Source organism: Nocardioides sp. NPDC004968, from assembly GCF_040608935.1.
Lineage (GTDB): Bacteria > Actinomycetota > Actinomycetes > Propionibacteriales > Nocardioidaceae > Nocardioides.
On sequence record NZ_JBEXJF010000053.1, the window covers coordinates 17,993 to 31,036 of the forward strand.

Below are 13,044 nucleotides of genomic sequence, written 5' to 3' on the forward strand. Positions count from 1 at the left end.
CGCATGACCGTGCACCCCGCCCACACCCGCCTCGAGATCGGCGACCTGAAGGTCCCGGTGACCCGGGTCGCGCTCACCAACGGCGAGACCTTCGACCGCTACTGCACCGAGGGCCCCGGCTCGCAGCCGGAGCAGGGCCTCCCGCCCCGCCGCCTCGAATGGATCGAGGAACGCGGCGACACCGAGCAGTACGACGGACGCCCGGCAGACCTCCGGGACAACGGCAAGACCGCCGTACGCCGCGGAGCAGCCACCGAGGAATGGCAGGGCGAGCGCCGGAAGCCGCGAAAGGGCGCCAACATCTCCCAGATGCACTACGCGCGCCAGGGCATCATCACCAAGGAGATGGCCTATGTCGCGGTGCGGGAGAGCTGCGACCCCGAGCTGGTCCGCGAGGAGGTGGCGGCGGGCCGGGCGATCATCCCGAACAACGTCAACCACCCCGAGTCCGAGCCGATGATCATCGGCAAGCGCTTCCTGGTGAAGATCAACGCGAACATCGGCAACTCCGCGGTCACCAGCAGCATCGCGGAGGAGGTCGACAAGCTCACCCACGCGATCACCTGGGGCGCGGACACGGTGATGGACCTGAGCACCGGCGACGACATCCACACCACCCGCGAGTGGATCCTGCGCAACTCACCCGTCCCGATCGGCACCGTCCCGATCTATCAGGCCCTGGAGAAGGTCAACGGCGAGGCCGACAAGCTGACCTGGGAGGTGTTCCGGGACACCGTCATCGAGCAGGCCGAGCAGGGCGTCGACTACATGACGATCCATGCGGGAGTCCTGCTGAGATACGTCCCGCTCACCGCGAACCGCGTGACCGGCATCGTGTCCCGAGGCGGCTCGATCATGGCCGGCTGGTGTCTCGCGCACCACCAGGAGAGCTTCCTCTACACCCACTTCGACGAGCTCTGCGAGATCTTCAAGCAGTACGACGTCGCCTTCTCCCTCGGCGACGGGCTCCGCCCGGGCTCCACCGCCGACGCCAACGACGAGGCCCAGCTCAGCGAGCTGCGGACGCTGGCCGAGCTCACCGAGAGGGCCTGGGAGCACGACGTACAGGTCATGGTCGAGGGCCCCGGTCACGTCCCGCTCAACCTCGTGGAGGAGAACGTTCGGCTGCAGCAGGAGTGGTGCCACGGTGCGCCGTTCTACACGCTGGGCCCGCTCGCCACCGACATCGCGCCCGGCTACGACCACATCACCAGCGCCATCGGCGCGGCCACGATCGCCATGCACGGCACCGCGATGCTCTGCTACGTCACCCCCAAGGAGCACCTCGGTCTGCCGGACAGGGACGACGTGAAGACCGGCGTGATCACCTACAAGCTCGCCGCCCACGCCGCCGACATCGCCAAGGGCCACCCCGGTGCCCGCGACCACGACGACGCGCTCTCCAAGGCCCGCTTCGAGTTCCGCTGGCGTGACCAGTTCGCCCTCTCGCTGGACCCGGTCACCGCGGAGAGCTTCCACGACGAGACCCTGCCGGCGGAGAACGCCAAGACCGCCCACTTCTGCTCCATGTGCGGCCCGAAGTTCTGCTCGATGAAGATCAGCCAGGACGTACGCGACCGCTTCGGCGGCGACAACGGCGCATCCCCCGAGGAGATCGAGGCGGGGATGCTGGAGAAGTCGAAGGAGTTCGCGGCAGCGGGGAGCCGCGTGTATCTCCCGCTCGCCGACTGACCCGACGCGACAGTGCCCTGGCCGACCGGCGGCCAGGGCACCGTCGCCCCAGCGTTACCCGTCGGCGCGCAGGCTCTCGACGACCCTGGGGAGCCCCTCCGAGCCGTACCCCGCGTCGATCTCTCTGCTGATCAGCGCCTGGACGGCGGCGATCGGGGCGGGATCGATCCCTTGCTCCTCGCTGGCACGGACGATGTGCGAGAGGTCGGAGAACTCCAGGCTCTGCTGGCCCGCGACGGTGTAGTCGCCGCCGTCGATGACCTTCGCGTAGCCGGCGAGCTCTTCGGTCATGGCGGCGAGGAAGGGAGCCTGCCGAGCGGCGAAGTCCGACGCGCTCATCCCCATGGTGGCGGCCATCGCGGCACCGTGGAAGAAGCCCGTGAACATCTGGTACATCCCCGACAGCATCGCCAGATCCACCAGCGACGCCCGGCCGGCGTCCTCGCCGTGGTACTCGCTCGTGGTCCAGACGTCGAGCGTCGGCAGGAGGGCGTCGTACGCCGCCCGTGAGCCGCTGTAGAAGATCTGGCCCGCGCGGGACCCGATCATGGCGGGCACGGCCATGATGGCGCCGTCGAGGTAGTCGATGCCGTGCTCGGCCGCCCAGGAGGCGAGTGCACGCGCCTCGTTCGGCGTCGTGGTGGTGACGTTGACCAGGGTGCGGCCGCGCAGTTCGTCAACCGCCAGTCCGAGGGTCTCCTCGACGGAGGAGTGATCGAGCAGGCAGGCGATGACCACGGGGCTGGCCAGCACCGCCGCGGGGACCGAGCCCGCGGCATCGGCGCCGCGGGTCACCAGGTTCTTGGCGCGGCGAGGCGTGCGGTTCCAGACGGTCACGGAGCGGCCGCCGTCGAGCAACGCGGTCGCCAGCGCGCTGCCCATCGCGCCGAGGCCGAGCACGGTGACGTCGGTCAAGGGGGTCGGGTTTCTATCGGTTTCTGACACGTCATCCATGCTGGCGGACGTCGCCCGGCTGCGGGAGTACCCACTATTTACTGGGGTACGCACCAAATGGTCAGTGCCCAGCCTCAGGGTAGAACCTGAGAGACGAGCGACACCTGCGCCGATAGCATTCAGGACCATGGGACTCCCTGAACCGCAACCTGGCCAGCCCCGCCGACCCGACCTGCGCGTCAGCGATGCGGACCGCCACGCGGTGGCCGACATCCTGCGCGAGGCTGCCGGCGAGGGCCGCCTGGACATCGACGAGCTCGAGGAGCGGCTCGAGGAGACCTACAAGGCCAAGACGTACGCCGACCTGGAGCCGATCACGCAGGATCTGCCGGTCGCTGGGCAGGCGCCGGTGATGCCCGCGGCGCCCGCCGCCGGCGCGGTCCCCGTCGTCTACGGCGAGGGCGATGCGAGCGACAGCGCCAGCGCGTTCCTGAGCAACGTCGAGCGCAAGGGCGTGTGGGTGGTTCCGCAGCAGTTCTCTGTCCACGCGGTACTGGGCGACGCCAACATCGACCTGCGCGAGGCGCACTACTCAGCGCGTGAGGTGGTCATCAACGCCACCTCCGTCCTGGGCAGCGTGAAGGTCACCGTCCCACCGAACGTGCACGTGATCGTGGAGGGCAACGGCGTCCTCGGCGACTTCAAGGAGCCGTCGGAGAAGGTGCCCGAGGTGCTCGCGGCGGACTCGCCGGTGGTGCGGGTGCGCGGCATCGCGGTGCTGGGTGACGTGACCGTCAAGCGCCGGGCTCCGCGCGGCCCGAAGCGCACGCTGAGGCAGCACCTCGGCCTGGAGTGATGCCATCGGGGGGATTGTTGAGGCGTTCCTCGCAGCCCCCCACTAGCATTCGCCCCATGGGAACGACCCCCGAGCCATTTCGCGGCCAGAATCCTGATCCGAACCTCCGGATCAGCGATGCCGACCGCCACAAGGTGGCCGACATCCTGCGCGAGGCCGCAGGCGAGGGCCGCCTGGAGATCGACGAGCTCGACGACCGCCTCGAGGCGACCTTCAAGGCCAAGACGTACGCCGACCTGATCCCGATCACCGTCGACCTGCCGGCCGTGGGCACCCCGGCGCCGCCGGTCTCGGTGTCCAAGCCCGCAGCCGCGAACAGCCCCGCGGTCTTCGCCGCCAACCCGATCGAGAGCCAGCTCTACGTCGCGATCATGAGCGGCGTCGACCGGCGCGGGGTCTGGACGGTGCCGGCGACCGGCAACGTGATCGCCCTGATGGGCGGCGCCGAGCTCGACATGCGCCAGGCGCAGTTCTCCGCGCAGGAGACCGTGATCTACGCCAACGCGATCATGGGCGGGGTCAACATCACCGTCGGCCCCGATGTCCAGGTCGTGATGCAGGGAGTCGGGATCATGGGCGGCTACGTCGGTCCGCGCGGCATCGAGCCGACCGGCGGTCCGGTGCTGCGGGTGAAGGGCCTGGCGCTGATGGGTGGCGTCACCGTCATCCGCAAGCCGCTGAAGGAAGCGAAGGGCTCCAGGCATCTGAAGATGCCGCCGCCGCACGAGCTGCACTGAGCAACACCAACTCGGGGCTGTGCACGCCCCTTTGGGTCCGCTCCGCGGACCCACTTTGTCGTGCCTTGAGATGAGGCACTAACCTCGCTTGAACCAGATATAGTGCAGTTAAATACTAGACAAAGGAGTCTCGGGATGAAGCCGAAGTGGAGCGCACTGCTGGGCGCCGCACTCCTGGCGGTCGTGGCCCTGATCGCCGGACTCCTGGTCCTCGGCCCGAAGACGGTGGCTGCCGGCTCTGCTGCCGCCGAACCGTCGGCCGCGCCGGTCGAGGAGGCGGCGGAGCTGGCTGCCACGACCGACGAGCGCCCCAACATGGTCCTGATCCTGATGGACGACTTCTCCCTGGAGCTGCTCCGCACGATGCCGGAGGCGACCAGGATGGCGGCCGAGGGCGCGACGTACCAGAACTCCTTCGTCATCGACTCGCTCTGCTGCCCCTCGCGCGCGGCGCTGCTGACCGGGCAGACCCCGCACCACACCAAGGTCCTCACCAACACCCAGAACGACCCGGAGCACCCGGTCGGCGGCTGGTCGGCGTTCCAGCGCTACGGCAACCTGGAGAAGCAGTTCAGCATCGGGCTCCAGGAGGCCGGCTACACGACCGGGTTCGTGGGGAAGTACATCAACGCCTACGAGGCCACCATCGGCGCCGACGGCAAGCGCGTCCCGCCGCCCAAGGTGCCCGGCTGGGACTCCTGGAACGCCCTCCTCGGCGGCGCCTACGGCGGCTGGGGCTACCAGAGCACCTTCCTCGACGACAACGGCGCGGTGCAGCTGCGCAACCACCCGCGGCCGCCGACCTCCGCCGGCCCGGCCGTCAAGGACGCCGGGTACGCCACCAACGTCACCCGTGACTACGCCCTCGCCTTCATCCAGGAGCACCGCGACGACGAGGAGCCCTACTTCCTCGAGATCGCCGCGTACGGGCCCCACTCGCGCCTCGGCCACCACTACCCGGGCCTGGACACCTGGTTCCCGCCCGCGTTCGCAGACCAGGCGCCCGCCGGCGACCCCGCGGGCGGCAACTGCGGCCGGGTCGCGTGCGCCGACCTGACGCTGAAGGACCTGGTCGGCTACGGCGACGACCGCTGGGACAACGCGCCCACCTACCTCGGCCGCGGGGGACGTACGTCGCAGGCTCCTGCCTGGCGCACCAACAAGGTCTCGCTGACCGACCAGACCGCGCTGAGCCAGTACCGCGACCGCGCCCGGATGGTGCAGTCGATCGACAGGATGATCACCCAGGTGCGCGAGGCGGCCGGCGATGACACCTACATCGTGCTGACCTCCGACAACGGCTTCCACCTCGGCCAGCACCAGCTCAACGGCGGCAAGGGCGCGCCGTACGACTCCGACACCCGCGTGCCCATGGTCGTGGTCGGCCCCGACGTGGTGCCGGGCAAGCGCAGCCAGTTCGTCAACAACATCGATCTCGCGCCGACCTTCCTCGACATCGCCGGCGCCTCGACCCCGTCCTACGTCTCCGGCAGTTCGTTCGCGGAGACCTTGGGCCGGCCGCGGCTGCCGGGTGGGCGATACGCCTTCTTCGAGCACACCTACGCCAAGTCGCACCCCGGCGAGGTCGATCTCGACAAGGGCTCGGGCGGCACCATCGACATCATCCCGTCCTACATCGCGGTGCGCGGCTCGCAGGGGCTGCTGGTCCGGTTCGACCTGGACAAGTCCTGGAAGGGCACCGACTACGCCTACGAGCTCTACCGCTACGACCGGCCGTGGGAGGACCGCAACGTCTTCGCAGAGGACCACGCGAAGCCGTACGCCCGTGACCTGATGCGCCGGTTGAACGCCTACGAGGGTTGCGCACCAGCTGTGTGCCGGGCTTTGACGCGCTGATAACTGATCTGGGCTATGGTGTCTCCGCCGAGGAAATGTGTCCTCGGTCACTTCACAACGGATCGTCCGGCACGTACCTGCCGGTGAAGGAGACAACGGAATCATGGCAACAGTTACGTTCGAGAAGGCGCAGCGGTGGTATGCCGGCGCCAATGAGCCTGCGGTCAAGGGCATCGACCTCGAGATCATGGACGGCGAGTTCATGGTGCTCGTCGGCCCGTCCGGATGCGGTAAGACCACCACCCTGCGCATGCTCGCCGGGCTGGAGGAGGTCAACTCCGGTGCCATCAGGATCGGCGACCGCGAGGTCACCAACGTGGCCCCGAAGGACCGCGACATCGCGATGGTCTTCCAGAACTACGCGCTCTACCCGCACATGAGCGTCGCCGAGAACATGGCGTTCTCGCTGAAGATGGCCAAGGTCCCGAAGGCCGAGCGTGACAAGCTCGTCGCCGACGCCGCCAAGACCCTGGGCCTGACCGACTACCTCGACCGCAAGCCGAAGGCGCTCTCCGGTGGTCAGCGCCAGCGTGTTGCCATGGGTCGCGCGATCGTCCGCCAGCCGCAGGTCTTCTGCATGGACGAGCCGCTCTCCAACCTCGACGCCAAGATGCGCGTGCAGACCCGCACCGACATCGCCAAGCTCCAGGCCGACCTCGGCATCACCACCGTCTACGTCACCCACGACCAGGTCGAGGCGATGACGATGGGCGACCGCGTCGCGGTGATGAACAACGGTGAGCTGCAGCAGGTCGACACCCCGCTCAACCTCTACCGCAAGCCGGTCAACCTCTTCGTCGCCGGCTTCATCGGCTCGCCGCAGATGAACCTCATCAAGGCCACCGCTGCCGATGGCGGCGGCGCCAAGATCGGGGAGTACGTCGTTCCGGTCGGCACCACCGACATGCCCACGCAGATCACCGTCGGCGTGCGCCCGGAGAGCTTCCGGGTCATCGGCGAGGGCCAGGGCGGGCTGCCGGTCCAGGTGACCGTGGTCGAGGAGCTCGGCTCCGACTCCTACGTCTACGGCACCAGCGACGTCGAGGGTGTCCCCTCGACCCTGATCGTCCGGGTCTCGTCCAAGGACCACGTCAGCAAGGGCGACACGATCTACGTCACCACCGACCCCGAGGACGTCCACGTCTTCGACACCGAGTCGGGCCTGCGCGTCAACTGACTCAGTGGTGCTGGTTCATCCGAGCCAGCATCGCGTTGTAGGCATCGAGGGCCTCGTCGCTGTCGGGATCCACGGATCCCGGCTCGGCGGGGCCCTCCGTCGTGCCCCGGGCGCTCTCCTCAGCGAGCCGGCTGCTGCGTACGCCGTCGAGGAAGCGGCCGGTCATCTTGGCCCGGCGCTCGGGTGAGGAGACGACGGCGATGACCAGGCCGATGGCGAGCAGCATCATGCCGCCGTCGCCGCCGGCCCACATCAGACCGCCGGCGGTCTGGATGTCCTTCACCGCGTCCAGCGCCCACTCGGGACGCGCGGCGGAGTAGACCGGGTAGAGATCGCGCTCGGTCTGCAGCATCACGATCCCCACGATCGTGTCGGGCACCATCCCGACGACGAGGAGCGCGATCCTGCCCAGGTAGGGCAGGTCGGTGCGTACCTTCTCCTCGCCGATCGCGCCGGTGAGGAAGAGGAAGCCGGCGACGACGTAGAGCACCTGCTCGCCGACCATCAGTGAGGTGCTCTGTGCCATCGAGTCCATGAACCCGGACAGGTGGGTGCCGATGATGACCACCGAGTAGAGCAGGGTGCCGGTGACCGGGTGGATCAGGATGGTGACCGGGAGCGAGCGCATCGCGCGCTCGGCCCGCGGGCCGGTCTCGGCGATGACGGTGAGCGGGTGTCCGAGCACCAGGAGCGTGGGTACGACCATGATCAGCGTCAGGTGGAGCACCATGTGCATCCAGGCCAGCGCCATCGCGTAGCCGTTGATGGCCGATGCGACCACGACGTACATCAGGCCGAGCCCGGTCAGGAACGACGCCACCCGCCAGCCCTTGACCGTCGAGGCAGGGCCAGCGGCGTTGCGGAGCGTGAGATAGCCCGCGGCGAGGATGACCGCGGCGAGCAGCCAGCCGGGCTGGAGACTCCAGGTGGTGAAGAACTCGGACCAACCGAGCGGGGGCAGGGAGCCGTGGTCGTGCATGGTCTCACGGTATCTCCGGGGCCCGGACGAAGGTTAGTTCGGGCGGCTGCCGGGGTCGATCAGCGGCACCAGGAACAGCCGGGCGAGCGCGCGCAGCTGCGTCTCGTCGTCGATGTCGACGACCTCGCTCGGGGTGACCAGGAACGAGGTCGAGGTGCGGACCATCAGCTCGGCGACGAGGTCGACATCGACCTCGGCAGGTACGTTGCCGGCCCGCTGCTCGCGACGCAGCTGGCCCGCGACGAAGCGCGCGATCGTGGCCACGGTGCGGCCGCCGTCGCCGACGATGGAGTGCACCAGCGAGTCCGTCTCGACGGTGAGCAGGCCCCCGATGAGCGGGTTTCCGCGGATCGCCCGCATCGCGCTGGCGAAGCCGATCTCCACGCGCTCGGCTGCGTCGGCGGCACCGGCGATGTCGAGCACGAACTGGTCGAAGTAGCGCCGGAACTCGCGGCGTACGACCTGCTCGACCAGGGCGTCCTTGTTGGCGAAGCGGCGGTAGACCGTGATCCGGGCGACCCCGGCGCGGTTCGCGACCTCCTCCATGGTGGTCCGCCTGATCCCGATCTGGCGGAACTGCTCCGCGGCGGCGTCGAGGAGCTTCGCGGTCACCGCCTCGTCCTCGATGGGCTCGGCGACGTCCGCGAGCGCCCTCGCGAGCATCGAGCCCGACTCGCCCTCGGGGACCGTGGTGCGCATCCGCTACGCGGAGACGGTGTGGTCGGCGGCTCGGTCAGCGGTGCGGCGTACGACCTTGATGAAGGCCGGCCACAGCGCACGGGGCATGTCGTGGCCCATGCCCTTGAACAGGGTGATCTCCGAGCCTGGGACGGCCGCGGCGGTCGCTCGGCCGCCGGAGACATGGACCATCTTGTCGGTCAGCCCGTGGATCACGCTGAACGGGACCTTGATGCGCCCGAGTTCCTCGGTGCGGTCGGGCTGGGTGAGCACGGCGAGCATCTGCCGCGCGACGGCCGGTCCGCTGACGCCGCGGTTCCAGGTGTCGATCGCCCGCCGGCGTACCTCGTCCTCGGGCTCGGGGAAGCCGGGGGAGCCGATCTGGACACCGCCCTTGATCTGGCGCTCGATGTAGCCCTCCAGACCGGGCTTCTTGATGACCAGCGCGGGCAGCAGGGTCGGGTGCTGGAAGCCGACCCCGCGACGGCCGGTGGTGGACATCGTCGAGCAGACCGAGCGCACTCGGTCGGGGTGGCGGATGGCGAGGGTCTGGGCGATCATCCCGCCCATCGACACGCCCCACACGTGCGCGGAGTCGATGCCGAGATGGGTCAGCAGCGCGGCGGCGTCGTCCGCGAGGTCGTCCATCGCGTACGGCGACGGGGTCGGCAGCCCCGCGAACGCCCGGGCCAGCCTCGCGAGTGTGATCCGCTCGTCGGAGGGGTGGGGCGAGGAGTGGCCGATGTCGCGGTTGTCGTAGCGCACCACGTAGAACCCGGCCTGGGCCAGCTGCTCGCACAGCTCGGTGTTCCACCAGGTCATCGGGCCGCCGAGACCCATGATCAGCAGCAGCGGATCAGCGCTGGGACTGCCGAACGTGTCGTACGCCAGCTCGACCCCTCCGGGGAGGAAGGCGGTGGATTCGGTCGGCTCGGCGGCGGTGGTCATGCGCAAACTTTACCGGGTCGTCATTGCAGGTCGACCGGTTCACCGACGACGAAGCCGTCCCAGTCGCTCATGTCTTCCTGATCGATCTCGATCGGTGGCCCCTGAACGACGAGGCCGACCGCCCCGGGGGCATTCGGGTAGGTCTGGAAGTGGGCGGTCAGGTCACCGTGCGAAAGCCGCAGCGAGTTCCCGCTGAACGTTGGGCTGAACGCCTCGAGCTCGTCGCGCAGCGCGCTGAGCGGGTCCTGTTGCTCCGTGGCGAAGTCGGCTTGGACGTCGTACTTGTACGACTTGTACTTGTCCGAAAGCCCCTTCTGATCCACGCCGTCGTACGCCTCCGTTGCGTCCTCGGGGGACGTGGCAAGGGTCGTTGAGGCAGCGGCCGACAGCTCGCGTGCCCACGTGAGTACGTCGTCTCGCTGTTGTTCGAGCTCGGCGTAGGTCTTGTCGCTCACTCCGCCACACCCTCCGGTAAGCAGGATCGTCAGTGTCGCCATCACGGCGGCCAGGGCCCGAGCCGTCATAGGCCGTCCGTGTCCGGGCTGGTCGGGGTGCGGCCGCTCTCGGGGTCGACCGGGTCGCGGTACCACGGGTCGTGCACCTGCCCGGCGCGCACCACGTCGTCGTACTGCCCGTTGACGATGTGGGCCATGTTGGCGAGTGACTCCGAGTCGTGGTCGTAGTACTTGACGTGGTCGTCGATGTTGGGGATCGACCCCCTGCTGGTGCTCTCGGCCTGAAAGCGTACGGCACCGAAGTCGTCCTCGGCCGGGTTGTGGCCGAGGCCGGCACCGGCCAGCTGGGCGACGGCGCCACCGAGGGGGCCGGTGAGCACACCCGCGCCGACGGCTGCCGGGCTGACCCATCCCGTCTGCCCCAGCCGGCCGACGAGGTCCTCGCTGTTCGTGCCGACGAAGACATGTCCCGAGCCGACGCCCAGGTCGTCGGCGGAGTCGGCATCGTCGCCGGCTCCGGGGCTGCCCAGCAGGACGACGTCGTCCACGTCAGGGCGGCCGTCGGTCATCGCGTGCGCGACGGTCGTCGAGCCGTAGCTGTGGCCGATGGCGGTGAGGTGAAAGTCGTCGGTACGCATGGCGTTGAGGCCGTCGAGGGTGTCGGCGAGCCGCTCCCCGCCGGCGGTGGCCATGCCCTCGGCCGCAACACCGGCCGAGTCGGCTCCGCTGGGCGCGTCGTAGCCGATCCAGAACATGGTGGCTGTGCTGGTGCCGCCTTCGAACGAAGCTGCCTGATGGAGGTTGATCACATCCTCGGCATTCGACTGGGACGACTCCATGTCGGTGGTCAAGCCCGGCACACTGACCGATACATTGCGCGCCGTGTCGAGGTCGCCGACCGCCATCGCGACACGCCCGTCGCCGCCGAACGCCATCGGGTCATAGATGTAGACCTGGGCGTCGTAGTTCTCGTTGGTCATCGGGTCCCTGGACCTCTCGATCTTGTCACGCGCGACATCTGCGGCCTTTGCGTTGTCGTAGCGGGTCCGCTCGTCCTCGGTGCGCTGGTCCTCGGGGATGGCGCCGAGCTCGGCGAGGTCGCGGTCCAGGGAGATCGTGTTCGCGTCACTGCGGTCGGCCGCCGGGATGCCGTCGGTGTTCCCCACGATCTCGGGGTACGCGGCGGTCATGCCCGCTCGTTGCTCTTCGGTGAGGCCGTCCCACCACGCCTTGACCGCCTTGGGGTCCTTGCTCGACGGCATCGAGTCCCTGGCGGCGTCAGCGGGGTCGGCGACTCCGGCGTACTTCTGGTCGATCTGCCGCTCGGTCATCACATCGCGGAGCGCAGCCGCGACCTTCTCCTCGCTGGCCCTGAGATCCTCGGCCCACTTCACCAGATCGGATTCGTACGTCTCGATCTGGTCGGCGCAGCGGTCGCAGTCCGACTGGAGGTTCCGGAGCTCGGCCTCGTCGGTCGGCAGCGGGTTCGCTCGGGCGGTGAGCGCGTCGACCTGGCGGGTCAGGCGCTCCCGTTCTCCCTTCAGATCCTGATGACGCCTCTCGAGGTCGACCAGCTCATCGCCATGGCCCAGGACGGCGTTGGCCGCGGCGCGCAACGCCAGCGAGCAGGCATCGGCATGCTTGCCGATGGGGTTGAGTGCCTGGGCGTACGCGGCGGCCGCCTGGCCGTCGAGGAGGCCGGAGTCCTTCGCCATTCCACCGACGAACGAGCCGTGGTCGTCGAAGATCGACGACGAGGTGCGCAGGGTGGACCCCATCTCCTGCACCTTCTGGCCGTCCGCGGTGAACTCGGGCGTCTCGCTCGGCTTAGGGGGCAGGGAGACGGTGATGGTCACCGGATCTCCCTGATGCTGTTCAGCGCGAACGACGCATCGATGTCGGTCTTCGCGTCGGTCTCGAGGATGCCGATCGCGGTGCTCCTCAGCCCGTCGGCCTGGGACTCGGCGGAGCGCGCGGACTTCGTCGCGATGGCCTGCCACGCCTCGATGAACTGTCCGACCAGACTCGCCACGGTCGGCGTGAAGCCACCTGCGCCGGCATCGTTGATCTGCTTCGCCGCAGCGGTGAGATGGAGATTCTCGGTATCCCACGCGGCAGCCGTGGACTGGACCTTGGTGGGTTCGACGTGGAGCGTCATGCCAGCGCCGCCCGCACGGTCGGCGTGGGGCGGAGGACCCGGCCGGTCACGGTCACCACGAGCCGGTGATGACGCTCGGACCAGGTGCCGACGACCTGGACGTCCGCTCGGGAAGCGGTCCATCGATGAAAGGCCTTCACCTCGACGCTGGAGTGCCACCTCGCGTCTCGGAACGCCTGATCGAGGCCGGCCAGGATCGCGCCGCCGTCAGCTGTTCGAGTTTCGAGCTGGGCCCGGCGACGTACGTTCTCGCTGTTGTAGGGCTCCCACCTCGGTCCGTCCGAGGTCGGCTCCGGCATGCGTGCGGCGATTGCTGCGACGGTCGCGTCCACCACCTGCGCCGACCGGCTCAGCTCATCGGTCGTTGCCTCGGGTGAGGGCTCGGGAGGGTCTGCCGGAGGCAGGATGACGATGTCGACGTCTGGACGACGCGTGCGCAGCGCGGCGAAGAATGGGTCCGTCACAACGATGCCTCCCCGAGTGACATACACCTGAGACGCTCATCAATGCTCGTGTCGAACCACAAGATAGCAACAAAGTGGCGCCACGGGCGGTCACTTCGGGGACAAGAAGGACAACGAGAAGCGCGGCAAGGACCAAGAGGTCCTTGCCG

At 68.7% G+C, this 13,044-nt stretch carries 13 protein-coding genes; 5 read left to right on the plus strand and 8 right to left on the minus strand.

Features of this window, described 5'->3' with window-relative positions; genetic code table 11:
* Positions 1–3: 3 nt before the first annotated feature.
* Positions 4–1,692: a phosphomethylpyrimidine synthase ThiC gene (gene thiC, locus ABZU72_RS27260; RefSeq protein ID WP_355021906.1), complete on the plus strand. Its 1,689-nt coding sequence runs from the start codon at positions 4–6 to the stop codon at positions 1,690–1,692.
* Positions 1,693–1,746: 54 nt separating this feature from the next.
* On the opposite strand, the gene ABZU72_RS27265 is transcribed toward thiC, so the two are convergent.
* Positions 1,747–2,646, minus strand: coding sequence for an NAD(P)-binding domain-containing protein (locus ABZU72_RS27265; RefSeq protein ID WP_355021907.1), 900 nt, complete (start codon positions 2,644–2,646; stop codon positions 1,747–1,749).
* 127 nt (positions 2,647–2,773) lie between these two features.
* On the opposite strand from ABZU72_RS27265, the gene ABZU72_RS27270 reads away from it, so the two are divergent.
* From ABZU72_RS27270 to ugpC, 4 genes are all read left to right on the plus strand, one after another.
* Positions 2,774–3,442 (plus strand): DUF1707 domain-containing protein, encoded by a 669-nt coding sequence (locus ABZU72_RS27270; protein WP_355021908.1) that lies wholly within the window; start codon positions 2,774–2,776, stop codon positions 3,440–3,442.
* A 56-nt stretch (positions 3,443–3,498) separates the two neighbouring features.
* Positions 3,499–4,179 carry a DUF1707 domain-containing protein gene (locus ABZU72_RS27275; protein ID WP_355021909.1) on the plus strand — a complete coding sequence of 227 codons (681 nt, stop codon included), beginning with the start codon at positions 3,499–3,501 and terminating at the stop codon, positions 4,177–4,179.
* A 135-nt stretch (positions 4,180–4,314) separates the two neighbouring features.
* Entirely contained in the window at positions 4,315–6,036 is a 1,722-nt protein-coding gene (locus ABZU72_RS27280) for a sulfatase-like hydrolase/transferase (RefSeq protein ID WP_355021910.1), read from the plus strand.
* Positions 6,037–6,139: 103 nt separating this feature from the next.
* Positions 6,140–7,213, plus strand: coding sequence for a sn-glycerol-3-phosphate ABC transporter ATP-binding protein UgpC (ugpC, locus tag ABZU72_RS27285; RefSeq protein WP_355021911.1), 1,074 nt, complete (start codon positions 6,140–6,142; stop codon positions 7,211–7,213).
* Position 7,214: 1 nt separating this feature from the next.
* Here ugpC and ABZU72_RS27290 read toward each other — a convergent pair whose 3' ends face one another.
* The 7 genes from ABZU72_RS27290 to ABZU72_RS27320 form a co-directional block, all read right to left on the minus strand.
* Positions 7,215–8,192, minus strand: a complete 978-nt coding sequence (locus ABZU72_RS27290; RefSeq protein ID WP_355021912.1) for a cytochrome c oxidase assembly protein — start codon at positions 8,190–8,192, stop codon at positions 7,215–7,217.
* Positions 8,193–8,225: 33 nt separating this feature from the next.
* Entirely contained in the window at positions 8,226–8,891 is a 666-nt protein-coding gene (locus ABZU72_RS27295; RefSeq protein ID WP_355021913.1) for a helix-turn-helix domain-containing protein, read from the minus strand.
* 3 nt (positions 8,892–8,894) lie between these two features.
* Positions 8,895–9,818: an alpha/beta hydrolase gene (locus ABZU72_RS27300; RefSeq protein ID WP_355021914.1), complete on the minus strand. Its 924-nt coding sequence runs from the start codon at positions 9,816–9,818 to the stop codon at positions 8,895–8,897.
* A 20-nt stretch (positions 9,819–9,838) separates the two neighbouring features.
* A complete protein-coding gene (locus ABZU72_RS27305) occupies positions 9,839–10,273 on the minus strand; it encodes a hypothetical protein (protein WP_355021915.1) in 435 nt (144 codons plus the stop codon).
* A 65-nt stretch (positions 10,274–10,338) separates the two neighbouring features.
* Complete coding sequence (locus ABZU72_RS27310; protein ID WP_355021916.1) at positions 10,339–12,129, minus strand: alpha/beta hydrolase; 1,791 nt, start codon at positions 12,127–12,129, stop codon at positions 10,339–10,341.
* Positions 12,126–12,431: a hypothetical protein gene (locus ABZU72_RS27315; protein ID WP_355021917.1), complete on the minus strand. Its 306-nt coding sequence runs from the start codon at positions 12,429–12,431 to the stop codon at positions 12,126–12,128. Before ABZU72_RS27315 ends, ABZU72_RS27310 begins: the two co-directional genes overlap by 4 nt.
* Positions 12,428–12,895, minus strand: coding sequence for a hypothetical protein (locus ABZU72_RS27320; RefSeq protein ID WP_355021918.1), 468 nt, complete (start codon positions 12,893–12,895; stop codon positions 12,428–12,430). Before ABZU72_RS27320 ends, ABZU72_RS27315 begins: the two co-directional genes overlap by 4 nt.
* Between the last annotated feature and the right edge of the window lie 149 nt (positions 12,896–13,044).

Coding starts and splice junctions, on each gene's coding strand:
- thiC (WP_355021906.1), top strand. CDS start 4: ATGACCGTGCACCCCGCCCACACCCGCCTCGAGATCGGCGACCTGAAG.
- ABZU72_RS27265 (WP_355021907.1), bottom strand. CDS start 2,646: ATGGATGACGTGTCAGAAACCGATAGAAACCCGACCCCCTTGACCGAC.
- ABZU72_RS27270 (WP_355021908.1), top strand. CDS start 2,774: ATGGGACTCCCTGAACCGCAACCTGGCCAGCCCCGCCGACCCGACCTG.
- ABZU72_RS27275 (WP_355021909.1), top strand. CDS start 3,499: ATGGGAACGACCCCCGAGCCATTTCGCGGCCAGAATCCTGATCCGAAC.
- ABZU72_RS27280 (WP_355021910.1), top strand. CDS start 4,315: ATGAAGCCGAAGTGGAGCGCACTGCTGGGCGCCGCACTCCTGGCGGTC.
- ugpC (WP_355021911.1), top strand. CDS start 6,140: ATGGCAACAGTTACGTTCGAGAAGGCGCAGCGGTGGTATGCCGGCGCC.
- ABZU72_RS27290 (WP_355021912.1), bottom strand. CDS start 8,192: ATGCACGACCACGGCTCCCTGCCCCCGCTCGGTTGGTCCGAGTTCTTC.
- ABZU72_RS27295 (WP_355021913.1), bottom strand. CDS start 8,891: ATGCGCACCACGGTCCCCGAGGGCGAGTCGGGCTCGATGCTCGCGAGG.
- ABZU72_RS27300 (WP_355021914.1), bottom strand. CDS start 9,818: ATGACCACCGCCGCCGAGCCGACCGAATCCACCGCCTTCCTCCCCGGA.
- ABZU72_RS27315 (WP_355021917.1), bottom strand. CDS start 12,431: ATGACGCTCCACGTCGAACCCACCAAGGTCCAGTCCACGGCTGCCGCG.